Source organism: Aquimonas sp., from assembly GCF_044377145.1.
Classification (GTDB): domain Bacteria; phylum Pseudomonadota; class Gammaproteobacteria; order Xanthomonadales; family Xanthomonadaceae; genus Aquimonas.
Genome location: NZ_JBILJQ010000008.1, coordinates 12,787 through 38,695 on the forward strand (window position 1 = coordinate 12,787; position 25,909 = coordinate 38,695).

The following is a 25,909-nucleotide window of genomic DNA, read 5'->3' on the forward strand; positions in this document are numbered from 1 at the left end:
TGGGATCAGCCCAAGCTGCCGCGTTCGCATGACAGCCGCGCGACCGTGAACTTGCAGTCTGATGTCAGCGCCGGCGCGATCAGCCGCGCGGGGCCGCGATCGGTCAGCCGATCTCGAACATCAGCAGATCGGCCGCGCCGGCTGCGACCGTCTGGCCGAGGCTGATGCAGCCGCCGCGCCGCAGCGGCAGCTCGTTGCGGTGCACGCGCAGTTCGTCTTCATCACCAATCCGCACGAAGCTGCCATTGGTGCTGCGATCGATCAGCAGCCACAGCCCGCGCCGGCACTCCAGGGTGGCGTGGTGACGGCTGACCCACTCGGTTTCGATCGACAGCCCGCTGGCCGGATCACGCCCCATGGTGAAGGGCGGGCCATCCTCGCGCAGCTCGATCGCGCGACCGCGATGACGCAGGGTCAAACGGCTGCCCTGCTGGGTGTCTTCGACGCGGATGGCGCGCTGGATGGAGGTCAGGTTGGAGGTGTCTTCCTGCCAGATCAGATCAACGATTTCGATCGGCAGCAGCTTGCCCGCCACCCTCGCCCGCCCCAGCGCGCGCGAACGGATGCCGCCGATACTGGTGAAGTCTTTGAGCGTGCTGGCGGTGGTGACGATCTGTTCGCGCTTGGACAAGGCTGCCATCCGCGCGGCCACATTGACCGCATCGCCGTAGACATCGCCGTTCTCGAGCAGCGCTTCGCCGTGATGAAACCCGACCCGGATCCCGAGCGCGTCAGCCACGAACGCCGGGTCAGTGGAAATGCAGCGCTGCATGTCGCAGGCCGCCATCGCCGCCTGCACCGCGGCCGGGAAGGTACACATGATCTCGTCGCCGATGGTCTTGATCAGCCGACCGCCGTGGCCATTGCTGATCCGCACCAGTGCGGTCAGCGCGCTGGAAATGATCCGGCGCGCATCGACATCACCCAGGGTTTCGAACAGCCGGGTGCTGCCGCTGATATCGGCGAACAGGATTGTGATCGGCTGGGTAGCACTCATGGGCAGCCATGATAGGCAATGCCGGCACGGGCGTCACGGCACCGCTGCAGCCGATGTGGGCGCCGTGGCCTTCTCGAAGGCCTTGACCGGCGCCGGTGCGGCGAAGCTGTCGGCACGCGCCAGCGGCCAGAACAGCTCGAACACCGCATGCTTGGGCACCCCGACCAGCAGCTCGCCGGGTTTGACGAAGAAGTGCAGGTTGGCCAGCGAGCGGATCTCCTGCCCGGACACCCGGCGAATGATGTGCTCGGGTCCGAGCTGGTCGGGGTGCGAGAGCCCGGACGCCGCCAACAGGTCGCGCAGCGCCTTCAGCGAGTTCTGCTGGAAATGAAACACGCGCTCGGCTTTGTCCGGCACCACGAGCGCGCGCTGGCGCAGCGGGTCCTGGGTCGCAACGCCGGTCGGGCATTTGTCGGTGTGGCAGCTCTGCGACTGGATGCAGCCCAGCGCGAACATGAAGCCGCGCGCCGAGTTGCACCAGTCGGCGCCGATTGCGAGCGTCCGCGCCATGTCGAAGCCGGTGACGATCTTGCCGGCGGCACCGATCTTGATCTTGCTGCGCAGGTTGAGTCCGACCAGGGTGTTGTGGACCAGGATCAGCGCCTCGGTCAAAGGCGCGCCGACGTGGTTTGTAAACTCCAGCGGCGCTGCGCCGGTGCCGCCTTCGCCGCCATCCACGACGATGAAATCCGGCGTGATGCCGGTTTCGATCATCGCCCGCGCGATCGCGAACCACTCCCAAGGGTGCCCGATTGCCAGCTTGAACCCGGTCGGCTTGCCGCCGGACAGCGTGCGCAGACGCGCGATGAACTGCAGCAGGCCGATCGGCGTATCAAACGCGCGATGACGCGCCGGCGACAGACAGTCCGTGCCCACCGGCACACCGCGCGCCTCGGCGATCTCCGGCGTGACCTTGGCCCCGGGCAGAATCCCGCCCTGCCCCGGCTTCGCGCCCTGGCTGAGCTTGAGCTCGATCATCTTCACCTGCGGATCCAGCGCGTTCTCGACGAAACGCTCTTCGCTGAACGATCCATCAGGATTGCGGCAGCCGAAGTAGCCGGAGCCGATCTCCCACACCAGATCGCCACCGTGCTGCCGGTGGTAGCGCGAGATCGAACCCTCGCCCGTGTCGTGGTAGAAACCGCCGCGTTTGGCGCCCGCATTCAACGCCTGGATGGCGGCGGCCGACAGCGAGCCGAAGCTCATCGCCGAGATGTTGAACACGCTGGCCGAGTACGGCTGGCTGCAGTCCGGCCCGCCGATCTGGATACGGAAATCGTGATCAGTCAGATCCACCGGCTGCAGGCTGTGGTTGATCCACTCGTACTGCGGCTTGTAGACATCAAGCTGGGTGCCGAAGGGGCGCTTGTCGAGCGTGTTCTTGGCGCGCTGGTAGACAATCGAGCGCTGCGCACGCGAGAACGGCGTCTGCTCCTCATCGCCCTCCAGCAGGTACTGGCGGATCTCTGGCCGGATCGACTCGATCAGATAGCGGAAGTGGGCCAGCAGCGGGTAGTTGCGGAGCAGCGCGCGCGGCGTCTGCAGCACATCACGCAGGCCCTGCAGGCTGAGCAGCACCGCCGCAGCGAACAGCCACCACCAGCCGTTGCCAAACTTGAACGCCAGTACTGCAGACACCGGGATGAGAACGAGGCAGGCCAGCCAGGCCAGATAGCGCAAGTGCATGGATCATCGGCTCCGTCGTGCAGGGCGCCGCCATGATGCCTGCTATGGCTTCAGCGGTGGCGGATCGCCAGCACTTGGCCGGGCCGGAGATTCGCGGCCGCCTGCTCCAGCTCGGCCAGACTCTCCTCCTCGAACTCCAGCGACTCCACGCCGTGAAAGTGCGCATACACATCGCCCTCGAAACCATCGCCCGCGCTCAGCGCGAAACTGCCGTCGGGCACATCGCCGAGCGAGGCTGCGGGTTCGAATTCGAGACGGACGGGGGACATGGGATCACCTCCACTGATCAGAGACTGGGTGTTGACCCACCGATGCGAGAAACGCATGGCGAAAAACGCATAGGGTGGGTCTTGACCCACTGATACCGCAGTCCGCTTCGACCCGCGGTGTATCAACGCAAACCAACGCGGGGGTCGACGGCGGCCGCGGGCCCGTGCCGCGCGGAACAAATCGGGGCGAGCCTTGAGCTCCGGTGGGTCAAGACCCACCCCATGACGTCGGTTCGCTGAAACGGTGTGGTGGGCTTCGTTGGATCGTCGCATCCATCCACCTTCGCAACCGTGTGCCCAGAACGGGACTCGAACCCGTACACCCTTGCGGATAGCAGATTTTAAGTCTGCTGCGTCTACCGGTTTCGCCATCCGGGCGGCGGCGCGCAGTGTAACCCTTGCTTGGTTGGGCTTGGGACCTTTTGGTTCTATGGGTTGGAGAGAACCGCCCCGGCCACGGCGGGCCGGTCGGCTAAGCTGCCGCTCATCCGATCACAGCCTGCGGCCCATGTCCCTCACTCATCTCGACCGGCTTGAAGCCGAAAGTCTGCACATCTTCCGCGAGGCCGCTGCGGCGGCGCGCACGCCGGTGCTGCTGTACTCCATCGGCAAGGACAGCGGCGTGCTGCTTCATCTGGCGCGCAAGGCCTTCGCCCCCGGACGCCTGCCCTTTCCACTGCTGCACATCGACACCGGCTGGAAGTTCCGCGAGATGATCGAGTTCCGCGACGGGCTTGCGCGTCGGCTCGGGCTGGATCTGATCGTGCACACGAACCTCGAAGGCCAGGCCGCGGGCGTGAACCCCATCACTCACGGCAGCGCGGTGCACACCGATGTCATGAAGACCCAGGCCCTGCGCCAGGCGCTGGATACGCATGGCTTTGACGCAGCCTTCGGTGGCGCCCGTCGTGACGAAGAGGCTTCACGCGCGAAGGAACGCATCGTCAGCCACCGCAGCCCCGGCCACCGCTGGGAGCCCAAGCGCCAGCGGCCCGAGCTGTGGCAGCAGTTCAACCTGCGCCATGCGCCCGGTGAGACCTTCCGTGTGTTCCCGCTGTCGAACTGGACCGAAGCCGACATCTGGCGCTACATCGAGCGCGAGAACATCGAGGTGGTGCCGCTGTACTTCGCCAAGCTGCGTCCAGTGGTGCGGCGTTCGGGCGCCTGGATCATGGTTGATGACGAGCGCCTGCCGCTCGAACCCGGCGAGCAGGCTCAGCTGATCAGCGTGCGTTTCCGCACCCTGGGCTGCTATCCGCTCACCGGCGCAGTCGAAAGCGAGGCCAAGGATCTGCCCGCCGTGCTGGCCGAGATGGCAGCTTCGCGAGCGTCCGAGCGCCAGGGTCGACTGATCGACGGCGACGGCGCGGCCTCGATGGAGCAGAAGAAGCAGGAGGGATATTTCTGATGAGCGCCCTGCCCCATTCCGTTCCGCACGCCGCCCCTGCCGAGACCGCCGCCATAGCCCTGCCCGCGCCCGAGCATCGCCCGCATCTGCGCCTGCTCACCTGCGGCAGCGTCGACGACGGCAAGAGCACCCTGATCGGCCGCCTGCTGTTCGAGACCGACAGCGTGCCGGATGACCAGCTTGCCAATCTCGAAGTGCTCTCGCGCCGCCACGGCACCCGCGGCGAACAGGTCGACTACGCCCTGCTGCTGGACGGTCTCTCGGCCGAGCGCGAACAGGGCATCACCATCGACGTGGCCTGGCGCTATTTCGGAACCCAGCGCACGGCCTTCATCGTCGCCGATTCCCCTGGCCACGCCGAATACACCCGCAATATGGTGACCGCCGCCAGCCACTGCGATCTCGCCGTGCTGTTGGTCGATGCGCGCCAGGGCCTGCTGCCGCAGACCCTGCGGCACGCCTGCATCGCCGCCCTGCTGGGCATCCAGCGGGTGGTGCTGGCTGTGAACAAGATGGATCGCATCGACTTCGATCCCGAGGCCTTTGAGCGGATCAATGAGCGCTTCGCCGATTTCGCCACGCGGGTTGGGCTGGACCACGTGCAGCCGATTCCCCTGTGCGCCATCGCCGGCGACAACCTGGTGCAGCGCAGTGCGCGCATGCCCTGGTATGCCGGCCCGTCGCTGCTGGAGCATCTGGAGTCCATCGCCGCCGAGCTCGCGTCCGCACCACCGCGCCCGCGCCACGTGCCGCGTCTGCCGGTGAGCTGGGTGGTGCGTCCGGATGCCGACTTCCGCGGCTTCGCCGGCCAGCTGCAGGGCGGCGCGCTGCGGGTGGGCGACAGCCTGCGCAGCGTGCCTTCAGGGCAGACCTCGAAGGTGCGCGGGCTGTGGCTGGGTGAGCGCGCACTGGAGGTCGCGCATCCGGGCCAATCGATCGTGGTGGCGCTGGAGGATGAGATCGACTCCAGCCGTGGCGATGTGCTGTGCGCAGCCACGGATCCGGTCGAGGCCAGCGACCAGTTCGAGGTCGACATCGTCTGGCTGGGCGAGCAGCCGATGCTGCCGGGGCGACCGTATCGGCTGCAGCTGGGTGCGGCCAGCGCGCTGGCAACGCCGGCGTCGCCGAAGTACCGGCTCAACGTCGAAACCCTGGAGCAGCTGGCTGCGCGCACGCTGGCGGTCAACGAGATCGGTCGCGTCAATCTGGCTCTTGACCGCGCCCTGCCCTTCGAGGCTTATGCGGACAACCCGGGCCTGGGCGGCGGCATCCTGATCGACACGCTGAGCCACCAGACCGTCGGCGCGGTGATGGTCCGCCACGCGCTGCGTCGCGCCTCCAACCTGCACTGGCAGGCGCTGGATATCGATCGCTACAAGCGCGCCGGGCAGAAGGGCCAGAAGCCGGCGGTGCTGTGGTTCACGGGGCTCTCGGGCGCGGGCAAATCGACCATCGCCAACCGCGTCGAGCAGCAGCTGCACGCCTTGGGCAAACATACCTATCTGCTGGACGGCGACAACGTGCGCCACGGCCTGAACAAGGATCTCGGCTTCACCGATGCTGACCGGGTGGAGAACATACGCCGCGTCGCCGAGGTGGCGAAGCTGATGGCCGATGCCGGCCTGATCTGTCTGGTGTCGTTCATCTCGCCCTTCCGCAGCGAGCGAGCATTCGCCCGCGGCCTGCTGGCCGAGGGTGAGTTCTTCGAGGTGTTCGTCGACACCCCGCTCGAAGTCGCCGAGGCGCGGGACGTCAAGGGCCTCTACGCCAAAGCCCGGCGCGGTGAACTGCGCAACTTCACCGGCATCGATTCAGCCTATGAACAACCCGAGGCGCCTGAACTGCATTTGCACACCGGCGTGCTCGCGCCGGAAGCGGCGGCGGCCGAGGTGATTGCCGCCTTGCGTGTTGCCGGAGTGCTGGAGGGTGATCTCTAACCACTTGTCAGCGTGACTCCGGCTGCAGCACAGCGGCCGGAGTCCGATCCTCAACGCTTGCGCAGCGCGCCGACCAGAAAGGCCACGCCGCCCACTACCATCAGCACGATGCCGAGCGTGCGGTTATTGTCTCCGCGGTCGGCGATGCGGATCCCGCCGTCACCGATCTCCAGCGCCTTGTCGCCCACGCGCAGCACCTCATCCTTGCTGCCCAGCTGGATCAGCCCGGAGAACAACACGCCGCCGCCAATGGCCAGCGCCAACCCCACAACGATCAAAGTCGACCGCATCGAATGTCTCCTCAGTTTCACCATGAATGTCGGTGCAGATCTGGCACGCCGACCCGATGCGCGAGCTTGGCAGAAAAGTCCCGGCCCAGGCGCGGGGTCCAGTGCCGCGGCGGCGCGCCGCGCCATAAACGCTCGGATTCTTGACCCGATGCCGACGCCAACAGCTGCGCTCGGCCGTATCCTTGTGCGATGAACATCCAGCCGCTCGCAGCCGCCACCGCCGACCCTACCCACGCCGAACTCGCCGCACGCGGCTTCTGTTTCCTGCCGCGCGAGCGCAGTCTGCAGGCCTTGGGCGGCTTGGCGAGCTTCGCCGACTGGCCGGAATTTGCTGCCAGCTGGAACGATCTCGGCCTCGATACCCACATGGCCGACGGCGGTCACTATAGGCGTCGCCGCCACGCGGTGTTCTCAGCGTCCAGCGAGCGCGGCATCGAACGGCTGCCGGATGCACCGCACTACCAGGCGCTGCACTACAACCGCTTGAACGGCGGGATCGAGCGCTGGTTCCTGCCCGTGCTGGAGTCGACCGCATCCACCAGCAGCTTTCTCGGCCTGTTCGCGTATGCCCAGCGGCTGTTCAGCGCGCTGGCTCCCGAGGTGCAGCGCTGGCAGGTCGAGGCGCATCAGTTCCGGATTGAAGCGCAGCCCGGACAGCCCGGCCTGCCCACGCCAGAAGGCGTGCACCGCGATGGAGTCGACTACGTGTTGGTCGCCCTGGTTCAGCGCCACAACATCCGCAGCGGCACCACCACGATCCATGCAGGCGCCGCCGAACAACTGGGCGAATTCACCCTGACCGAGGCCCTGGATCTGGCCCTGGTGGATGACCAGCGGGTCTGTCATGGCGTCACCGCCGTGGAACCGGTGGATCCCACCCGGCCGGCGTGGCGCGACGTGCTGGTCCTGACCTTTCGGCGCGCCGAACAGATCATGGCGGTCGAACTCGGATAGCCGCACTAGCGGCTGGCGTTCGGCAAGCGCTCCGCGCCGCAAGGGTGCGGCAGCGATCGCATCAAGGCTGCGGACGGTCCTATCCCGCCAGCACCTTCGGCGCCTGCGCATGCCGCTGTCTCAGCACGGCTTCGACATCTGCCAGTGACAGCCCGCGCGAGCGCAGCAGCACCAGCAGGTGAAAGATCAGATCGGCGCTTTCGCCCAGCAGGGCGCTTTCGTCCTGCGCCACCGCGGCCAGCGCGGTTTCGACGCCCTCTTCGCCCACTTTCTGCGCGATGCGACGAATGCCGGACTCGAACAGCCGGGTGGTGTAGCTGCCGACCGGCCGCTCGCGCTCGCGTTGGGCGACCAAGGCATCGAGGTCGCCGAAAAAGCTGCCCGGTGCGTCCGGGAAACAGCTGGTGCGCTCGAGATGGCAGGTTGGACCCTGCGGATGCGCCTGGATCAGCAGGGTGTCGGCATCGCAGTCGGTCTCGATACTGACCAGTTTCAGCACATGCCCGCTACGCTCGCCCTTGGTCCACAGCCGGCCCTTGCTGCGGCTGAAGAAGGTCACGTGGCGACAGGCCAGGGTCATCTCGACCGCTTCGCGATTCATGTAGCCCAGCATCAGCACGCGCAGGGTGCTGGCGTCCTGCACCACCGCCGGCAGCAGGCCGTCCTGCTTGCTCCAGTCGAGCATTTCCAGGCTGTGCGGAGTGACTTCGACCTGCTCAGACATCACGCACCTCGATGCCGCGCGCGGCAAGAAAGACCTTCAGATCGGGGATCGCGATCGCGCCCGAGTGGAACACGCTGGCGGCGAGTGCAGCATCGACATCGGCCTGCTCGAACACCTCGGCAAAGTGCTCGGGCGTGCCGGCACCACCCGATGCCACCAATGGCACCCGACACAGCGCCCGCACCGCCTGAAGTTGCTCGATATCGAAACCGGCACGCACGCCGTCGGTGCCCATGCAGTTCAGCACGATCTCGCCGGCGCCGCGCTGCTGCGCCTCGACTACCCAGTCCAGCGTACGGCGGCTGAGGGCGCGGGTCTTGCTGGGATCGCCGGTGTACTGGCGCACCCGCCACTCGCAGTCCTCGTCGCGCAGGCTGTCGATGCCGACCACCACGCACTGCACGCCGAAGGCATCCGCCAACTCGTTGATCAGCTCGGGCCGCTCCAGCGCCGGCGAATTCACCGAGATCTTGTCGGCACCCGCGAACAGGATCGCGCGCGCATCCTCGACCGAACGGATGCCGCCGGCAACGCAGAACGGAATGTCGATCAGCCGCGCCACACGCTCGACCCAGCCGCGGTCGACGCTGCGGCCTTCGGGGCTGGCGGTGATGTCGTAGAACACCAGCTCGTCGGCACCAGCATCGCGATAGCGCGCGGCCAGCTGTTCGATCGCGCCCATCACCACGTGATCGCGGAAGCGCACGCCCTTGACCACCTGGCCATCGCGCACATCCAGGCACGGAATCAGTCGCTTGCTCAGCATGCCAATGCCTCCTCGACGCTGAAGCAGCCATCCAGCAAAGCCTTGCCCAGAACCACGCCGGCGGCGCCCACAGCGCGCGCGGCGCGGATGTCATCCAACCCGGCGACACCGCCAGAGGCGATCAGCTGGACCTCCGGCGCGCGTTCGATCAGGGTGCGGTAAAGGTCGAAATTTGGCCCGTTCAACATGCCATCGCGAGCGATGTCGGTGCACAGCAGATGGCGCAGGCCCGCGGCACGGTAGCGATCCACCAGGGCGAACAGTTCCTCGCCCGCACTTTCGGTCCAGCCGTGGGTCGGCAGACGCCACACACCGGCGGCGTCCTGACGGGTGTCGAGTGCGATGCACAGGTGCTCGGCGCCGAAGCGCTGCAACCAGCCGATCACCTCATCGGCCGACTTCACCGCCAGCGATCCGACCACCACGCGCTCGACGCCGGCTGCCAGCAACGCCTCGACATCGGCCTCTGAGCGCACGCCGCCGCCGCTCTGAATACGCTGCTTCGACTGTTCGCGCAGCGAACGGACCAGCGGCGCAAGCGTATAGCCGCCGGCCTGGGCCGCATCGAGGTCTACCAGATGCAGCCAGTCGGCACCGGCCTCGGCATAGCGCAGGGCCAAGGCCAGGGGCTCGGACGGGTAGCGAGTTTCCTGTGCGTAGTCGCCCTGCTTGAGACGCACCACGCGCCCGCCGCGGACATCGATCGCAGGTATTGCAGTGAAGCCGCTCATTGGCCGTCCCACTCGATGAAATTCTTCAGCAGCTGCGCACCGACGACGGCCGAACGCTCCGGATGGAACTGCGCGCCGGCCACGTTGCCGCGGCGGACGATGGCGCTGAAGGGCTCGCCGTGCGTGCTCGACGCCAGCGTCCATTCACCGACCGGCGCTGCGTAGCTGTGCACGAAATAGGCCTGCGCGCCTTCGGGAATACCCTCAAGCAGCGGCGACTCGACGCGCCGCTGCAGCCGGTTCCAGCCCATGTGAGGCACCCGCACGCCGGGGAATTCGGGCAGCTTTTCGATCGGTCCCGGAATCAATCCCAAGGTCTCGATACCGCCTTCGGCGCTGCGCTCGAATAGCAGCTGCATGCCGAGGCAGATCCCGAACAGCGGCCGCGGGAAGCTGCGGATGGCCTCGATCAGATCCAGCTCACGCAGGCGCGCCATCGCCGCGCCCGCCGCACCCACACCCGGCAGCAGCGCGCGCTCGGCCTGGCCAAGCTCGGACGCGCTGCGCACCAGCTGCGGCTGCACGCCGAGACGCTCCAGCGCGTAGCAGACCGAGCCGATGTTGGCGACGCCGGAGTCGATCACCGCCAGCCGCATCACAGCGTGCCCTTGGTGCTGGGCAGATCGCGGCCCTCGCGGCGAATTGCCGCCCGTAACGCCCGCGCTACCGCCTTGAAGCTGGCCTCGACCATGTGATGCGCATTGTCGCCGCGCACCGATAGATGCAGATTCAGGCCGGCCGTCTCGCACAACGAGCGGAAGAAGTGCGGCACCAGTTCGGTCGGCAGCTCGCCGACGCGCTCGCGCGGAAACACGCCGTCGAACACGAAGTAGGGCCGCCCACCGAAGTCGAGCGAGGCGCGCACGAGGGTCTCGTCCATCGGGATCACCAGGTTCAGCGCGGCCGGCGAGGCTTCGACATCGCCACCCTCGCCCTCCGCCGCCCAGGCATAGCGGCCGATGCCACGTTTGTCGCCGAGCGCCTGCTTCAATGCCTGGCCCAGCGCCAGCGCGCTGTCTTCGACGGTGTGATGCTCATCGATGTGCAGATCGCCCGCGCACTTCAGCTTGAGCGCGAAACCGCCGTGCTTGCCGAGCTGCTCCAGCATGTGATCGAAGTAGCCGAGGCCGGTCAGCGCCACCGGCTCTGCGGCACGGTCCAGGTCCACATGGACCTCGATCCGGGTTTCCTTGGTGATGCGCTCCACCGAGGCCATACGCGGAGCGTCGGCCAGCAGATGGGCGATCTCGGCCCAGCTGTACTCCGGCCCCTTGCTCGCCGTGGCCTGCGCACCGGCGCTGACCTTCAGCCGGAAGCCACGCACGCCGAGGTTGTCGGCGAACTCGATATCGGTGTCGCGGTCGCCGACCATCGCGCTGCCGGCGAGGTCGATGCTGCGATCGCGCAGGTAGTGCATCACCAGGCCCAGCCGCGGCTTGCGCGTTGGCGCGTTGTCCTGCGGAAAGCTGGTATCGATCAGCACTTCGCGAAACGCGATGCCCTGCGATTCGAACACCTGCATCATCAGCGCATGAGGAGCGTCGAAAGTCTCCTGCGGATAGGCGGCGGTGCCGAGGCCGTCCTGGTTCGACACCATCACGAACTCGAAGCCGGCATCTTTGAGCTTCAGCATCGCCGGAATCACGCCTTCGACAAAGCGCAGCTTCGCGTAGGCGTCGATCTGGAAATCGGCAGGCTCTTCGATCAGGGTGCCGTCGCGGTCGACGAACAGGATGCGCTTCATGCCGCCGCCTCTGCTGCGTTGGTGAATATGGCAAGCGCCGCAGCATTGTCAGCCGGCGTACCGATCGAGATGCGCAGGCTGTCGCCCAGCAGCGGGTAGCGGCTGACGTCGCGCAGCACCACGCCGGCCGCCAAGGCGCGGCGGTAGATCACTGCTGGTTCGATGCAGCGCACGACCAGAAAGTTGGCATCCGACGGGTACACGCCAAGCACGCCGGGCACGTGTTCAAGCGCGCTGCGCAGCGCCTCGCGCTCAGCGATCAGCTGCGCGATGTGGACCTGAGTCTGTGCCAGCGCTGTGGGTTCCAGCGCTGCGAGTGCGGCGCGGGCGCACGGGGCGGAGATCGGATACGGCGCCATGATCGCGCGCAGCACCCGGATCAGCTCCGGTGCGGCGATCAGGCTGCCAATGCGCGCGCCGGCCAGCGCATGCGCCTTCGACAGCGTGCGCAGCACGGCCAGATGCGGAAACCGCGCACGCAAACCGACTGCAGAGGGCTGCCGCATGAATTCCCCATAGGCCTCATCCACCACCACGATCGCGCGACCGGCCAAAGCGTCGGCAATCCGCTCGATGGTCGCCACCGGCAACGCCTGGCCGGTCGGGTTGTTGGGCGAACACAGAAACACCAGCTTGACCGGATTGCCGAGCGCGGCAGCGATCACCGCATCGGCATCCAGTGCGAACGGTCGCGCCGGATCCTGGGTCGCCCGTAGCGGCACCTCGACCAAGGCCGCGTTCTGGACTCGCGCTGCCACCGAGTACATGCCGAAGGTCGGCGGGCAGATCAGCACTGCGTCCTCGCCGGCGCGGCACAAGGCGCGCACCAGCAGATCAATGGGCTCATCGCTGCCGCGCCCGACCAGCAGCTCATCGGGCTGCGCGCCGTACAGCACAGCCAGCCGTTCGACCAGGGCCTCGGGCTGCGGCTCGGGATAACGGTTCAGACCCTCGCCGCCTTCAATCGCTGGCGCCCAAGGTGACTCGTTGGCGTTCAAAAACACCCGGCCGCCGCTGGCTTCCTTGCGTGCCGACGAATAGCCGCCGAATCCGCGCAGATCCGGGCGCACCAGGGCGAGCAGATCGTTCGCGCTCATGGCCGACCTCCTGCGATCGTCGCGAGGCGCCGCGTGACCGCGCGCTCGTGGGCGATCAGGCCTTCGGCGCGGGCCATTTCGGCGGCATCGGGGCCGGCGGTCGAGAGCCCTTCGGCGCTGACTTCCTGCACCGTGATCAGCTTGACGAAGCTCGCCACCGAGACGCCGCTGTAGGCGCGCGCGGCGCCATAGGTCGGCAGCACGTGGTTGGTGCCGCTGCAATAGTCGCCGAGCGCTTCCGGCGCCAACGCACCCAGGAACACCGAGCCCGCGCTGCTCACGCGCGGCAGCCACTGCCGCGGCGTGTCGACCTGCAGAATCAGGTGTTCAGGCGCATAGCGATTGCTGATGTCGATCGCCTCGGCGATATCGCGGGTCAGGATCAGGCGCGCATGCACCAGCGCCTTGGCCAGAATCTCTTGGCGCGGCAATTCAGCAGTCTGCCGTTCCAGCTCAATCGCAACCGCGTCCAGCAGCGCACGTGAGTCCGACAACAGCAGCACCTGCGAGTCCGGGCCGTGCTCGGCCTGGCTCAGCAGGTCGGCGGCGACAAACTCGGGCGACGCGGCCGCATCGGCGATCACCAGCACTTCCGATGGGCCGGCCGGCATGTCGATGGCCGCGCCTTCGGGGTCGGTGGCGACCTGCAGCTTGGCCTCGGTCACGAAGGCATTGCCCGGACCGAAGATCTTGTCGCACTTCGGCACCGACTCGCTGCCGTAGGCCATCGCCGCCACCGCCTGCGCGCCGCCGAGCTTGAGTACGCGCGAGATGCCGCACAGACGCGCGGCCACCAGTACGGTCGCATCGACCGAACCGTCCGGCTTCGGCGGCGTGCACAGTACGACCTCGGGGCACCCTGCGATTCGCGCCGGCACGCCCAACATGATCGCGGTGGACGGCAGCGGCGCGCTGCCGGCGGGCACATACAGGCCAACGCGCTCGATCGGCCGCACCACCCGCTCGCAGCGCAGGCCGGGCGCGGTGTCGAGCGAATAGCCGGTGGGGGCACCCGCCTGGTGGAACGCGATCAGCCGTGCGATCGCGCGCTCGATCGCGGACTTGAGCGCCGGTGCAACCATTGCTTCGGCCGCGTCGAACTCTGCTTCACTCACCGCCAGGCTGTCGAGCTCGCAGCCGTCGAAGCGGCGGGTCAGCGCGCGCAAGGTGCTGTCGCCGTCGGCGCGGACCTGGCGAATGATCCGCTGCACGGTTTCCGTCAGCGATGCGCGCGCGCCCTGTGCGGGACGCTGCAGGCTTGCCTGGCGCTCGGCCACATCCAATGCACTCCAGTCCAGCACGCGCAGGTCACTCGCGCTGAAGGCCGGACTATTCAAGGTATCGATCTGCGCACTCATGTCAGCATCTGCTCCACCGGTAGCACCAGCAGGCGCCGCGCTCCGGCTTTCTTGAGGTCTTCGAGCTGCTGCCAGGACAGGCTGCCCTGACAGATCGCCTGCACCGCCACACCGCTGGGCTGCCCATCCAGACTCATCAGCGAGGGCCGCTCGCTGGTGGGCAGCAGGCGCAGCACGTCTTCGAGATGGTGTCGCTCGGTTTCCAGCATCAGCAGGCGGGCATCTCGCACCTGCAGCACGCCATCCAGACGACGCAGCAGCTGGGTGGCGATGTCGCCGCGCTCATCCATCAGCGGTTCGGCCGGGCCGGCGAGCACCGCCTCGCTCTCGTGGATCACCACCACTTCGCGCAGCTGGTTGGCGGCCAAGGTGCCGCCGGTCGACACCAGATCACAGATGGCCTCGGCCTTGCCCAATCGCGGCGCGATCTCGACCGAGCCCGAAAGCATCACCACCTCCGCGCGCACGTTGTGGCGACGCAGCCAGTCGTCGAGCAGGGCCGGATACGAGGTCGCGATGCGCAGCCCGGACAGGCTGGCCGGACCGTCCCAAGCCATGTCCAGCGGCAGCGCGATCGACAGTCGGCAGCGGCCAAAGCCCAGCGCACGGACTTCCTTGAAGGCGGGCAGCAGGCCGCGTGCAGCGCGATCGAGCGCCTGCTCATCCAGCACATTGCGACCGACGATGCCGTAGTCGCATGTGCCTTCGGCGATCAGGCCGGGGATGTCGTCATCGCGCACCAGCAGCAGGTCGACCGGCTGCGATTCGCCGAAGCAGAACAGACGGTCGCGGCTCTCGCGAAAGGACAGGCCCGAGCGCGCCATCAACTCGCGCGCGGGGTCGGACAGGCGGCCATTTTTCTGCGCGGCAATGCGCAGACGATCTCGGTTCTTCACGGTGTATCTCGGCGGGGGAAGGAGAGGTGCAACGGTGCAGCAATGAACTCAGCGTTTGCCGGAGGCGATGCCGGCGGGATCATGCAGCTTCAGCTGTCGTGCCGCCGTGCGGTAGCCGCCAGCGCCCTGCAGCAGGCACCGCGCGACCCGGCCAACGGTGGTGACGCTGACCCCGGTGAGGTCGTGGATATCGCGATAGGTGCGGCCCGCAAGCAGCAGCGGGATCACCCGCCAGCGATCGGACAGGGCCTCCAGCTCGGCGGGCGTGCACAGGTCTTCAAGAAAGGCGGCGACATCGGCAGGATCACGCAGCTTTGCCAACGCCTCGGCGAGCCCCTGCGCGGGGCTGTACGCGGTTGACTCCGGGCTGGTGACTGCAGGCGCGCGGGTTCCGATTCGTCGCTTCACGGCCGTCTCTTGTAATAGCGTGTTGATACGTTAGCTGGATAAGCGGGCTTCGGCAAGCCTGCATTTGTGAGGCTGGCCATCACAACTGCCCGAGATGCGCGACGCAGTGCAGTGGCGAATGCCGACTGCCGCGGTGTAACCGGCATCCTTTAGCATCCGCGCTCCGGCCGTTCGCGGCGCTTTCTACAGACGGGTGCCCTGATGCGTCGTTGGTTGGTTCGCGGTCTGCTTGGACTTGTGCTGCTGCTGGTGCTGGCGTCAATCGCCGTCTGGATGCTGATGCGTGGCAGCCTGCCGCAGCTGGAGGGCAGTGCCGCCCTGCCCTCGCTTGCCGCATCGGTGGAGATCGAACGCGATGCGCTGGGTACGGTGACCCTGAACGCCGGCAGCCGGCTCGACGCGGTTCGCGCCTTGGGCTTCGTGCACGCGCAGGAGCGCTATTTCGAAATGGACCTGATGCGCAAGCTCGCCGCCGGTGAATTGGCCGAGCTGTTCGGCGCGCGCGCCTTGCCGCGCGATCGCGACAACCGCCGTCATCGCCTGCGCGCACGCATGCCCGAGCACCTCGCGGCGCTGCCGGACGAACAGCGCGCCGAACTGGTGGCGTACACCGATGGCGTCAATGCCGGTCTGGCCGCACTCAAGGTTCGGCCCTGGAGTTATCTGCTGCTCGGCGCGGAGCCCGCACCTTGGCGGGAGGAGGACAGCCTGCTGGTCGGCCTGGCGATGTTTTTCGATCTGCAGGACGAGTTCAACCAGCGCGAACTCGGCCTGATGCAGCTTCGCGAGCACTTGCCCAACGCGCTGGTCGATCTACTGGCCGCGCCCGGCACCGAACTCGATGCGCCGTTGTTCGGCGAGCCGTGGCCGGCGCTGACTCCGACCGCACTGCGCGCGGCGCTCTCAGATGTGCAAGCAGCGCCCGCCGCTGAGCCCATCGAGCCGGTAAACGCCTCGGGCGATCCCAGCGCCAACTCAACTGTTGATCCGCCTGCAGTGGGCAGCAACAACTTTGCCGTTTCCGGCGCATTGACGGCCGACGGCCGCGCCCTGGTGGCGGACGACATGCACCTCGGGCTGCGCGCTCCGGGCATCTGGTTTCGCCTGCGCCTGCGCTATCCGGACCCGCAGGCGCCGGCGGGCGTGGTCGATGCCAGCGGCGCCAGCCTGCCGGGAGCTCCGGTGCTGATCATTGGCAGCACCGGCCATGTCGCTTGGGGCTTCACCAACAGCTACGGCGACTGGCTGGACTGGGTGGCGGTCGATTTCGAAGACGCCGCGCGCACGCGCTATCGCACGCCTGAGGGCAGCGAGCCGGTGCAGGTGATCGAAGAAACTCTCAAGGTGCATGGCGGCGCCAGCGAAACCCTGACGGTGCGAGAAACCCGCTGGGGGCCGCTGCTGGAAAAGACGTCGGCCGGGCAAGAACTGGCGCTGATGTGGACGGCGCATCGCCCGGGCGCGATCGATCTTGGCATCAGTCGCCTGCTGCGCGCCGGCGATCTCGATCAAGCCATCGAGATCGCCCACAGCAGCGGCATGCCGACCCAGAATCTCGTTGTGGGTGACCGCCACGGGCGAATCGGCTGGACCCTGATGGGCCGGATCCCGAAGCGCATCGGAGACTGCGATCCAATGACCTATGTGCGGCCGTTGCAAGGCTGCGATTGGGACCACGCTTGGCTAACCGCAGGGGCCGTACCGCAGCTGCTCGACCCGGCCAGCGGCCGACTGTGGACAGCCAACTCGCGCATCGTGGATGCCGCCGGGCTGGCCATCGTCGGCGATGGCGGCTACGACCTCGGAGCACGCCAGCGACAGATTCGCGATGCCCTGCTCGGCCGCGAGCGCTTCGATGAAGCGACCCTGTTGTCGCTTCAGCTCGATGATCGTGCACTGCTGATGGACCGCTGGTGGTCGCGTCTGCGCACGGTGCTGGAAGCGCATCCGTCTGACCCCGCTTTGAGCGCCCTCGAACAGGCCACCCGAGTGCGGCCGGAGCGCGCCTCCATCGACTCGGTCAGCTACCGCGCCGCACGCGGCTTTCGCGTGCAGCTGATCGACAGCCTGCAGGCTCGGCTGCTGGCACCTGTCATCGCCGCCCGGGGCAAAGACTGGGCACCACCGCGGCCGCTGCAAATGGAGGCACTGGCTGTCGCGATGCTGGACACACCAGAGGTGATGCTCGCCGACGGCAGCCCGCTGGATTCGGCCGAGCTGCAGCGAGCAGCGGCACAGGTGCTGGCCCGCGAACTGATCGCGCTCGGAAGTGATCTTTCGCAACGGAGTTGGGGCGAGCGCAATACCAGCACGATCTGCCATCCATTGGGCGCTGGCCTGCCTTGGCCGCTGCGGCAGTGGCTGTGCATGCCGGCCCAGCCCCTGCCTGGCGACAGTCATCTGCCGCGGGTGCAAGGACCCGGCATGGGCGCCAGCCAGCGGATGGTGGTGGCACCCGGCCACGAGGCCGAGGGGATGTTCCATATGCCGGGCGGACAAAGTGGTCACCCGCTGTCGCCCTTCTGGGGTGCTGGGCACGAAGCGTGGGCAGAAGGCGAAAACACCCCGTTTCTTCCCGGCCCGATGCGGTTTCGGCTTGAACTCCGAGCGCCAGATACTGCGGTGCCGGCAGCGCTCAGCCGCGCTACCCACGACTGAAAGATGGTCAACTCAGGACGGTTTCTGACATCATCGGCCGGTTGTCGGTCAAAATGTGACGCGGTTTGTCGGAATTGCCCCCACAGATCGCTGATAATGCCCCCGCCCCAGCCGAACCGCTTTACGGAGTCCAGTGAAAATGCGAACCCTCATCCGAGTTCTTTCAAGCCTGCGCTACCTCACCCTGCGCAGGCAGCTGCGAGAAATGCGGAAGATCGTCGATGGACTGTCGCCGAGCACCCGATCGGCCGTCGCCACCCTGACCATGGGTGAGATCCAGAACGCGGCGCGTGCGCCGGTCCCGCATCTATACGGCAGCAGCGATGTGCACCGGTACCAGCCTTGGAGCGAGGCGGCCTCGCAGGCGTTCCAGAAATCGCGCTCGAATGTCGCCCAGCTGAAGTTGCGCGGCATCGCGCTGTGGCTGGCGATCGTCTATCACGAGACGCGCGATATCCCGCACGAAGGCCTGAGCGGCGTGCATCGAGAGATCCTCGGCCTGCTGGGCATGCTCAAGGGCACCTATGGTGCGACCGGACGCCCCGGCGCCCCGGATTGGGAACGGACTGCCTGATCGCAACAGCCTGCGGTGCTTCAGAATTCTGAGCGGACGAGCGTTCCCTTGAAATCGCGCTTGGATTTCGCCAAGCGCGCTGAATTTGCCAGTGCTTGCCGCCAGTCAGAGAGTTCGGCTCGCGGCCGCCTCAGACAGACACCGACGCGCGATGCCCGCGTACAGACCGGGCAATCTGACAAGGTCGCGCAGACTCACCACTTCATCGATCTTGTGGATGCTGGCGTTCAAGGGCCCCAGCTCCACCACCTGCGCGCCCAAGGGCGCGATGAAACGTCCATCGGAAGTGCCACCGCCGGTGTTTTCGTCCGGTGCGATGCCCAGGGTCTCGGCAAGCTCAGCACGTACGGCACGCCGCAGCGTCCCCTCGGCGGAGTGGAAGGGCTCGCCCGACCGATGCCAATGGAACCCCGCCTGCACACCCTGCCGAGCGAACGTGGCTTCGATATCGGCGATCAGCGCATCAGCGCTCCACCGCGGCGAGTAGCGCAGATTGAACTGCACCCGCGCCTGGCCCGGAATCACATTGCTGGCGCCGGTGCCGGCGTTGAAGTTCGCGGTCTGGAAACTGGTGGCGGGGAAGTCCGGCCAGGGTTCGCCATCCCAGTCGCGCGCGCACAGCTCCATCAACACGGGCAGCACGCGGTGGATCGGGTTCAGAGCCTTATCCGGGTAGGCCACATGGCCTTGGACGCCGTACACATCGACGGTCGCCGTCAATGAACCGCGACGGCCGATACGGACCACGTCACCGAGCACTTGCGCCGACGAGGGCTCACCGACCAGGCACCAGTCGATGCGTTCGCCGCGCGTGCGGAACAGCTCGGCGACCTTGCGCACGCCATCAATCGCGTCGCCCTCTTCATCCGAGGTCAGCAGCAGGCCGACACGCCCGTGCCACGCAGTGCGGTTCGCAGCCAGCTGCTCCAAGGCGACCACCATCGCCGCCACGCTGCCCTTCATGTCGGCGGCACCGCGTCCGCGCAACACATCGCCGTCGACCGTCGGTTCAAACGGCGGGCTGGTCCACGAATCGGCCGGCCCGCTCGGAACCACATCGGTATGGCCGAGAAAAGCGAAGGTCGGGCCCGGCTCACCCAAGGTCGCCCAAAGATTGTCCACCGCGCCGAATCGCAAACGCTCGACGCTGAAGCCCGCCGTCAGCAGACGAGCGGTGATCACGTCCTGACAGCCGAGATCTTCCGGCGTTACCGAGGCGCGCCGGATGAGGTCACAGGTGAGCTCGACAACGTCGGATTCAGACATCGCTCAGGCGCCGAACATCTGGCCGAACTGCTTCTCGCTGAATCCGACCGAGGCGACACCGGCGCGCAGCACCAGCGGGCGTTTCACCAGCGCCGGGAACTCCTTGATCAAGGCCAGCCACTCGGCATCGCCGGACGGCTGCTTGCGCTCGGCCGGCAGGTCACGCCAGGTGTAGCTGGCCCGATTCACCAGCTTTTCCCAGGTCAGCGTCTTGGCCGCGGACTTCAGCAGCTTGGGATCGATCGGATGCTCGCGGTAGTCGATGAAGGCATGCTCGACGCCATGAGCATCCAGCCAGGCGCGGGCCTTGTCGCAGGTGCTGCACTTGGCGAGGCCGTAGAGGGTGATTGCCATGGATGAGGGCCGTGTTCAAGGGATGGGGATGTGGATTTCAGCATCAAGTGTGTCGCCGGATTGCGATCTTGTGCCTTCGATGGCGGCTGATTGCGTTAAGGCCTGGAACATTCGGAGGCGTGGCGACCTTCGGCCATCCCGAATCCCGATTCCCCCGCCACCGGCGCCCAGCTACTCGCCCGACCGCAACAGCTCATTGATGCTGGTTTTCGCCCGCGTGCGATCATCCACCTGCTTGACGATCACCGCGGCGTACAGCGAATGGCTGCCGTCCTTGGCTGGCAACGAGCCGGACACCACCACGCTGCCGGCGGGCACGCGGCCGTAGCTGATCTCGCCGCTGGCGCGGTTGTAGATGCGGGTGCTCTGGCCGATGAACACGCCCATGCCGATCACCGAACCACGCTCGACAATCACCCCTTCGACGACTTCCGAGCGCGCGCCGATAAAGCAGCCGTCCTCGATGATCGTAGGCGCCGCCTGCAGCGGCTCCAGCACGCCGCCGATGCCAGCACCACCGCTGATATGCACGCCGCGGCCGATCTGGGCGCAGCTGCCAACGGTGGCCCAGGTGTCGATCATGCAGCTCTCGCCGATGTAGGCGCCGATGTTGACGAAGCTCGGCATCAGCACCACATCGCGTCCGACGAAGGCGCCGCGGCGCACCACCGCACCGGGCACCACTCGGACGGACTGCTCTGCGGCCCAGTTGTCGCCGGTTTCGATCGCCCGCAACGGCACCTTGTCCCAGGCCTGCAGCAGGCTACCGGCGGGGTCGTGGGCGGGCTCGGGCATCAGACGGTTGCCATTGCAGCGGAAGTACAGCAGCACCGCCTTCTTCAGCCATTGATTGACCTGCCAACCGCCCTGCCCGTCAGGCTCGGCGACGCGCGCCTGGCCGGCTTCCAACGCGGCGATGACGCGCTCGACTGCGGGGCGGGTGGAGCCGTCGATTTCATCTGCGGTGAGGTCGGTGCGTCGTTCGAAGGCGTCTTCAATGACGGCTTGCAGCTCAAGCGCTAGCTCGTTGCTGGGCATTCGGGGAATCCTTGTCGGTGGAGTCGCTGAGGGCTTCGATCAGAGCAGACTGCAGCGCCTTCAGGCGCCCGGCATCGGAGATCGCATGGTTACCCTCGTCGCTGATCATGAAAAAGTCTTCGACCCGCTCGCCGAAAGTGGCGATGCGGGCGTCGTGCAGACGGATGCGGTGAGCACGCAGCACCGCCGCAGCGCGCGCCAGCAGGCCTGGGCGGTCGGTACACACCAGTGTCAGTCGGGTGCGGTCGCGGGCCAGATCCAGACCGAACTCGATCTGCACCGGGATCCGGAAATGCCGCAGCTGACGCGGAATCATCCGGTTGGGCGGGCTGATTTCGGCCGGCAGATTCGCCAGCGCCTCGCGCAGCGATTCCGCCACGGTGGCGGCACGGCGCTCCGGCGACACGAAGTCCATTCCGGCATCGAGCACTTGGAAGGTATCCAGGCTGAAGCCGGCATTGGAGGTGACGATGCGAGCTTCGGCGATCGACAGCCCCAAGCGGTCGAGGGTGGCCGCGGCGACTGCGAACAGGCCATCGCGATCGGGCGAGTAGACGAAGATCTCCAGCGCCCCGGCGCGCGAGTGCGGGCGCGCCAGCACCAAGGGCAGATGCTCGGCGCCGGCGCGGGCGATACCGCGGGTCTGCCAGGCGATCTGCTCGGGGCTGTAGCGCAGAAAACTCTCAAGCGGGAAACCGGCCCAGACGCGCTCGACGGTCTCAAGATCAATGCCCGCCTCGACCAGACGCATGCGCGCCGCGGCGCGGGTTTCCTCGATCCGGTCTTCGGCGTATACGCGATTCTCCAGCCCACGCCGCAGCGCGAATCGAGTCGCGCCGTGCAGGTCGGCGAGCAGCCGGTCCTTCCACGCGTTCCAAAGCTTGGGACTGGTGCCGGCGATGTCGGCGACGGTCAGCAGGTAGAGATAGTCGAGACGTTCGCGCTCACCGACCACACGCGCGAAACGCGCGATCACCTCTGGGTCGGAGATGTCCTGGCGCTGCGCGGTGACCGACATGGTCAGATGCTCACGCACCAGCCAGGCCACAAGATCGGCATCGGCAGTGCTGAAGCCGTGGGCGAGGCAGAACTGCAGCGCGTCATCCGAGCCCAGCTTGGAGTGATCGCCGCCGCGGCCTTTGGCGATGTCATGGAACAGTGCGCCGAGCAGCAGCAGCTCGGGCTTGCGCAGGCGCGGCCACAGCTCGTGGGCCAGGGCGAAACGCTGCTTGGAATCTTCCGAAGCGAAGCTGGCGATGTTGCGCAGTACCGTCAGCGTGTGCTGGTCGACGGTATACACATGGAACAGGTCGTACTGCATCCGCCCGGACACATTGCCGAAGGCCGGCAGGTAACGCGCCAACGCGCCCAGCTGCCACATGCGCTCCAGCGAGGCGACCGGCTGCGGGCCGCGCAGCAGGCGCACGAAGGCGGCGCGCACGTCCTCGCGGGCACGGAAGGCGTCATCAATCGCCGGCAACGCCTCGCCCAGCGCACGTGCCGTACTCGAGTGCAGGCCACGCAGGGACGGATTGCCAGCCCAGACCTGCAGCAGGCTGAGAATCTTCAGCGGATCGGTGCGAAAGGCGTTGTCATCGAGCAGACGCAAGTAGCCGCCGCCGGTGGCGAAATCGTCGTCCAGCGCCTCGATCTCGGGCTCGCCGATTAGCGATTCCTCAAACCGCTGCAGCAGGCGTGCGTTCAAACGCAGCACCACCGCCGCGCTGCGAAAGAAGCCCTGCATCAACTGCTCGACTGCCAGGTTGTCGGAGTGTTCGTCCTTGAAGCCCAGACGCGCAGCCAGCGGGCGCTGGAAATCGAACAGCAGCCGCTCCTCTCGACGGCCGGCGACGAGATGCAGGCCATAGCGCAGATGCGACAGCGCGCGTCGCTCGCGCTCGTAGGCGATCAGCTCATCGCCGCCGATTGCGCCCAGCGGACGCAGATCTACTACCTTCTGCACGCCATAGATGCGCTGGGCCATCCACGCCAAGGTGTGCAGGTCACGCAGGCCGCCCGGGCCCTCCTTCAAATTGGGTTCGAGGTTGTAGGCGGTGTCGTTGTAACGCGCCTGACGGCTGCGCTGTTCGCTGCGCTTGGCCTCGAAGAAAGCCTGCGGCGTCCAGAAATTCTCGCTGCGCACGCTGCGCGCCAGCTGCGCTGCCGGCTGCGGATCACCGCAGATCGGCCGAAGCTCCAGCAGCGCTGTGGCAACGGTCGCATCATTGCGGCCTTCGGTGGTGCATTGCTCGACCGAGCGCACCGCATGGCCCGGTGCAAGGCCGGCATCCCAGAGCCGAGTCAGGAACTGCTCGATCTGCGCCTGTCGCTCGGTGCAGATGTCGGTTTCGCAGAGCAACAGGATGTCGACATCCGAATGCGGGAACAGCTCACCGCGCCCGTAGCCACCGGTTGCGAGCAGGGCCAATCCACCCAGCGCGCCGAAGTCGCGGCGGTAGGCATCGGCCAGCACTGCATCGACCTGTGCGCTGCGATCCGCCAGCAGTGCGTCGATATCGACACCGGCATCGAAGGACTGCGCGCGACGGGCGTCACCGGCTGCGAGCTCGGCCTTGGCCAAGACCTGCCATGCGGCGTTGTCGCCCGCGTCCGCCAGTCTGCGGTCGAGCCCAGCGAGCGCGCCGACCGTCACTTTGGAACGCGTCCGTTGTCGCCGAGGGTGAGCACATCGAAGCCGGTCTCGGTGACCGCAATCATGTGCTCCCACTGCGCCGACAGTGAGCGGTCCTTGGTGACCACGGTCCAGCCATCGGGCATCAGCCGGGTGTGGCGGGCGCCGGCATTCACCATCGGCTCGATAGTGAAAGTCATGCCTTGCTTCAGCACCAGGCCCGTGCCCGGAATGCCGTAATGCAGCACCTGCGGGTCCTCGTGGTAGATCGTGCCGATGCCGTGGCCGCAGTACTCGCGCACCACCGAGAAGCGCTCGGCTTCGACGAAGCTCTGGATCGCGTGACCGATATCGCCCAAGGTCGAGCCCGGACGCACCGTGCGGATTCCGCGCCACATCGCCTCGAAGGTCACATCGACCAAGCGCTTCGCCAGCACCGAGGGCTCACCAACGAAATACATCCGGCTGGTATCGCCGTGCCAACCGTCTTTGATCACGGTGACGTCGATATTGACGATGTCGCCCGACTTCAGAACTTTGGTCGGATTGGGGATGCCGTGGCAGATCACGTTGTTGACCGAAGCGCAGATCGTCTTCGGAAAGCCGCGATAGCCCACGTTGGCGGGAATGGTCTTTTGCACATTCACGATGTGCTCGTTGCAAATGCGGTCCAGGTCTTCGGTGGTCGCGCCGGGCTTGACGTGCGGGGTGATGATGTCGAGCACCTCGGCCGCCAGCCGGCCCGCCTCGCGCATCGCCTCGATCTGTTCTGGGGTTTTCAATGAGATTGCCATGCGCAGGATTATCGTCCAGCGCGTGCCTGCGAGGAAACCTCGATTTGGACTGCGCGCATGTGCGCAAAGCGCGTGTGCGGTTCAACCGCTGCGCCGCCAAACCGCAGCAGCGGATGTGCCAACTTGCCTGGTCGACGCCGGCGGGCTATGCTTCCGCGGCTTTGTGGCCGGCTCACGCCGTCTGCGAAACCGCCCACGCCGGGCGTCACCGGCGAATTCACACACAGGTCGCACCCCGTCCAGCGGGGTCCTGAACGGTCAACCGGCCGCTAGGGCGCTGGATACGAGCCCTGTGGAGGACCAACCCCGGAACCCGCGCCTTGACCCGCGCGATCGGTTCATTTCCCAAAGGAGCATTCTCATGCCCCAGGTCACCATGCGTCAGATGCTGGAAGCCGGCGTCCATTTCGGCCACCAGACCCGATACTGGAATCCCAAGATGGGCCCGTACATCTTCGGCGCCCGCGGCAAGATCCACATTATCAACCTCGAAAAGACCGTCCCGCTGTTCACCGACGCGATGAACTTCCTGTCGGGCCTGGCGCAGAAGCGCGGCACGGTGCTGTTCGTTGGCACCAAGCGTTCGGCGCGCGAATCGATCCGCGAAGAAGCTGCCCGCTGCGGCCAGCCCTTCGTTGCCCAGCGCTGGCTGGGCGGCATGCTGACCAACTTCCGCACCGTCAAGGGCTCGATCAACCGCCTGAAGGAGCTGGAAGCTGCAGCCACCGATGGCACCTTCGAGAAGCTGGTCAAGCATGAAGTGCTGCAGCGTCAGCGTGAGTGCGCCAAGCTCGAAGCCTCGCTCGGTGGCATCAAGAACATGGGCGGTCTGCCGGACGCACTGTTTGTGATCGACATCGGCCACGAGAATATCGCCGTGCAGGAAGCCAAGAAGCTGGGCATTCCGGTTATCGCGGTGGTCGATACCAATTACGATCCGAGCCTGGTCGACTACCCGATCCCCGGCAACGACGACGCCATCCGCGCCGTGCAGCTGTACACGCGCGCCGCAGCTGACGCCGTGCTGGAAGGCCGTGCAGCTGCCCCGCAGTCGGCGCGCATGGACGACGAGTTTGTCGAGCTTGATGCCGAAGGCAACCCGGTCACCAAGGAAGCCGATGAGCGCAAGCCCGCTCCGCGTCGTCCCGCACCGAACAACAGGCGCGGCGCCCCCTCGGGCCCGCGTCGTGATCGCGACGCCTAAGTAGAACCCCATGCGTGACCGCCTTCGCGGGCGGTCACGCATCTGCAACGTAGCCGCGAGAACCTCGCCCGCCTGCGCTGCACACATTCCCGGCGCGCTGGAATTCCCCGCCGCCCAGCACAAC

General features: G+C 66.8%; 24 protein-coding genes and 1 tRNA gene. 6 read left to right on the forward strand and 19 right to left on the reverse strand.

All coding sequences use genetic code 11. The features are described 5' to 3' along the window. Positions 1 to 103 precede the first annotated feature (103 nt). From ACIQ7H_RS04195 to ACIQ7H_RS04210, 4 genes are all read right to left on the reverse strand, one after another. Complete coding sequence (locus tag ACIQ7H_RS04195) at positions 104 to 997, reverse strand: adenylate/guanylate cyclase domain-containing protein (RefSeq protein ID WP_395788702.1); 894 nt, start codon at positions 995 to 997, stop codon at positions 104 to 106. A gap of 33 nt (positions 998 to 1,030) precedes the next feature. Continuing rightward, complete coding sequence (locus ACIQ7H_RS04200; RefSeq protein WP_395788704.1) at positions 1,031 to 2,683, reverse strand: FMN-binding glutamate synthase family protein; 1,653 nt, start codon at positions 2,681 to 2,683, stop codon at positions 1,031 to 1,033. A gap of 50 nt (positions 2,684 to 2,733) precedes the next feature. Further along, complete coding sequence (locus ACIQ7H_RS04205) at positions 2,734 to 2,952, reverse strand: hypothetical protein (RefSeq protein WP_395788706.1); 219 nt, start codon at positions 2,950 to 2,952, stop codon at positions 2,734 to 2,736. Between the two features lie 294 nt (positions 2,953 to 3,246). Beyond that, a tRNA-Leu gene (locus tag ACIQ7H_RS04210) sits at positions 3,247 to 3,330 on the reverse strand. A 130-nt stretch (positions 3,331 to 3,460) separates the two neighbouring features. Between ACIQ7H_RS04210 and cysD the strand changes: the two genes are divergently transcribed. Together cysD and cysC are read left to right on the forward strand one after the other, a co-directional pair. After that, the gene (gene cysD, locus ACIQ7H_RS04215; protein ID WP_395788708.1) at positions 3,461 to 4,360 is read left to right on the forward strand and encodes a sulfate adenylyltransferase subunit CysD; all 900 of its coding nucleotides are present in this window, start codon (positions 3,461 to 3,463) and stop codon (positions 4,358 to 4,360) included. Then, positions 4,360 to 6,297 carry an adenylyl-sulfate kinase gene (cysC, locus tag ACIQ7H_RS04220; protein ID WP_395788710.1) on the forward strand — a complete coding sequence of 646 codons (1,938 nt, stop codon included), beginning with the start codon at positions 4,360 to 4,362 and terminating at the stop codon, positions 6,295 to 6,297. Before cysD ends, cysC begins: the two co-directional genes overlap by 1 nt. A gap of 50 nt (positions 6,298 to 6,347) precedes the next feature. Here the strand turns inward: cysC and ACIQ7H_RS04225 are convergent, their stop codons facing one another. Next, positions 6,348 to 6,587 (reverse strand): hypothetical protein, encoded by a 240-nt coding sequence (locus ACIQ7H_RS04225; RefSeq protein WP_395788712.1) that lies wholly within the window; start codon positions 6,585 to 6,587, stop codon positions 6,348 to 6,350. Positions 6,588 to 6,776: 189 nt separating this feature from the next. Here ACIQ7H_RS04225 and ACIQ7H_RS04230 point away from each other — a divergent pair, with 189 nt between their 5' ends. Continuing rightward, positions 6,777 to 7,541, forward strand: a complete 765-nt coding sequence (locus tag ACIQ7H_RS04230) for a 2OG-Fe dioxygenase family protein (protein ID WP_395788713.1) — start codon at positions 6,777 to 6,779, stop codon at positions 7,539 to 7,541. A gap of 79 nt (positions 7,542 to 7,620) precedes the next feature. On the opposite strand, the gene hisIE is transcribed toward ACIQ7H_RS04230, so the two are convergent. Genes hisIE through ACIQ7H_RS04275 form a run of 9 tightly spaced genes read right to left on the reverse strand, consistent with a single transcriptional unit; the run spans position 7,621 to position 15,253 of the window. Continuing rightward, entirely contained in the window at positions 7,621 to 8,265 is a 645-nt protein-coding gene (gene hisIE, locus ACIQ7H_RS04235) for a bifunctional phosphoribosyl-AMP cyclohydrolase/phosphoribosyl-ATP diphosphatase HisIE (RefSeq protein WP_395788715.1), read from the reverse strand. Further along, positions 8,258 to 9,031 carry an imidazole glycerol phosphate synthase subunit HisF gene (hisF, locus tag ACIQ7H_RS04240; RefSeq protein WP_395788717.1) on the reverse strand — a complete coding sequence of 258 codons (774 nt, stop codon included), beginning with the start codon at positions 9,029 to 9,031 and terminating at the stop codon, positions 8,258 to 8,260. The genes hisIE and hisF overlap by 8 nt, the downstream gene beginning before the upstream one ends. Next, the gene (gene hisA, locus ACIQ7H_RS04245; protein WP_395788719.1) at positions 9,025 to 9,762 is read right to left on the reverse strand and encodes a 1-(5-phosphoribosyl)-5-[(5-phosphoribosylamino)methylideneamino]imidazole-4-carboxamide isomerase; all 738 of its coding nucleotides are present in this window, start codon (positions 9,760 to 9,762) and stop codon (positions 9,025 to 9,027) included. The genes hisF and hisA overlap by 7 nt, the downstream gene beginning before the upstream one ends. Next, positions 9,759 to 10,358 (reverse strand): imidazole glycerol phosphate synthase subunit HisH, encoded by a 600-nt coding sequence (hisH, locus tag ACIQ7H_RS04250; RefSeq protein ID WP_395788721.1) that lies wholly within the window; start codon positions 10,356 to 10,358, stop codon positions 9,759 to 9,761. The genes hisA and hisH overlap by 4 nt, the downstream gene beginning before the upstream one ends. Beyond that, positions 10,358 to 11,506: a bifunctional histidinol-phosphatase/imidazoleglycerol-phosphate dehydratase HisB gene (hisB, locus tag ACIQ7H_RS04255; protein ID WP_395788723.1), complete on the reverse strand. Its 1,149-nt coding sequence runs from the start codon at positions 11,504 to 11,506 to the stop codon at positions 10,358 to 10,360. The genes hisH and hisB overlap by 1 nt, the downstream gene beginning before the upstream one ends. Next, entirely contained in the window at positions 11,503 to 12,603 is a 1,101-nt protein-coding gene (gene hisC / locus ACIQ7H_RS04260) for a histidinol-phosphate transaminase (RefSeq protein WP_395788725.1), read from the reverse strand. The genes hisB and hisC overlap by 4 nt, the downstream gene beginning before the upstream one ends. Next, a complete protein-coding gene (gene hisD / locus ACIQ7H_RS04265; RefSeq protein WP_395788844.1) occupies positions 12,600 to 13,910 on the reverse strand; it encodes a histidinol dehydrogenase in 1,311 nt (436 codons plus the stop codon). The genes hisC and hisD overlap by 4 nt, the downstream gene beginning before the upstream one ends. A 47-nt stretch (positions 13,911 to 13,957) precedes the next feature. Continuing rightward, on the reverse strand, positions 13,958 to 14,857 hold the full coding sequence (gene hisG / locus ACIQ7H_RS04270; protein ID WP_395788727.1) for an ATP phosphoribosyltransferase: 900 nt from the start codon (positions 14,855 to 14,857) through the stop codon (positions 13,958 to 13,960). 48 nt (positions 14,858 to 14,905) lie between these two features. Then, positions 14,906 to 15,253, reverse strand: coding sequence for a YerC/YecD family TrpR-related protein (locus ACIQ7H_RS04275; RefSeq protein WP_395788846.1), 348 nt, complete (start codon positions 15,251 to 15,253; stop codon positions 14,906 to 14,908). Positions 15,254 to 15,466: 213 nt separating this feature from the next. Here ACIQ7H_RS04275 and ACIQ7H_RS04280 point away from each other — a divergent pair, with 213 nt between their 5' ends. Both ACIQ7H_RS04280 and ACIQ7H_RS04285 read left to right on the forward strand, forming a co-directional pair. Beyond that, positions 15,467 to 17,923: a penicillin acylase family protein gene (locus ACIQ7H_RS04280; RefSeq protein WP_395788729.1), complete on the forward strand. Its 2,457-nt coding sequence runs from the start codon at positions 15,467 to 15,469 to the stop codon at positions 17,921 to 17,923. Between the two features lie 139 nt (positions 17,924 to 18,062). Further along, positions 18,063 to 18,497, forward strand: coding sequence for a hypothetical protein (locus ACIQ7H_RS04285; RefSeq protein WP_395788731.1), 435 nt, complete (start codon positions 18,063 to 18,065; stop codon positions 18,495 to 18,497). 105 nt (positions 18,498 to 18,602) lie between these two features. Here ACIQ7H_RS04285 and dapE read toward each other — a convergent pair whose 3' ends face one another. The 5 genes from dapE to map form a co-directional block, all read right to left on the reverse strand. Continuing rightward, entirely contained in the window at positions 18,603 to 19,763 is a 1,161-nt protein-coding gene (dapE, locus tag ACIQ7H_RS04290) for a succinyl-diaminopimelate desuccinylase (RefSeq protein ID WP_395788733.1), read from the reverse strand. Between the two features lie 3 nt (positions 19,764 to 19,766). Continuing rightward, entirely contained in the window at positions 19,767 to 20,117 is a 351-nt protein-coding gene (locus tag ACIQ7H_RS04295) for a Spx/MgsR family RNA polymerase-binding regulatory protein (RefSeq protein ID WP_395788735.1), read from the reverse strand. Between the two features lie 171 nt (positions 20,118 to 20,288). Continuing rightward, positions 20,289 to 21,155 (reverse strand): 2,3,4,5-tetrahydropyridine-2,6-dicarboxylate N-succinyltransferase, encoded by an 867-nt coding sequence (gene dapD, locus ACIQ7H_RS04300; RefSeq protein WP_395788737.1) that lies wholly within the window; start codon positions 21,153 to 21,155, stop codon positions 20,289 to 20,291. Further along, positions 21,130 to 23,772: a [protein-PII] uridylyltransferase gene (gene glnD, locus ACIQ7H_RS04305; RefSeq protein ID WP_395788848.1), complete on the reverse strand. Its 2,643-nt coding sequence runs from the start codon at positions 23,770 to 23,772 to the stop codon at positions 21,130 to 21,132. The genes dapD and glnD overlap by 26 nt, the downstream gene beginning before the upstream one ends. Positions 23,773 to 23,804: 32 nt before the next feature. After that, entirely contained in the window at positions 23,805 to 24,581 is a 777-nt protein-coding gene (gene map / locus ACIQ7H_RS04310; protein WP_395788739.1) for a type I methionyl aminopeptidase, read from the reverse strand. Between the two features lie 361 nt (positions 24,582 to 24,942). Here map and rpsB point away from each other — a divergent pair, with 361 nt between their 5' ends. Further along, the gene (gene rpsB, locus ACIQ7H_RS04315; RefSeq protein ID WP_395788741.1) at positions 24,943 to 25,785 is read left to right on the forward strand and encodes a 30S ribosomal protein S2; all 843 of its coding nucleotides are present in this window, start codon (positions 24,943 to 24,945) and stop codon (positions 25,783 to 25,785) included. Positions 25,786 to 25,909 lie beyond the last annotated feature (124 nt).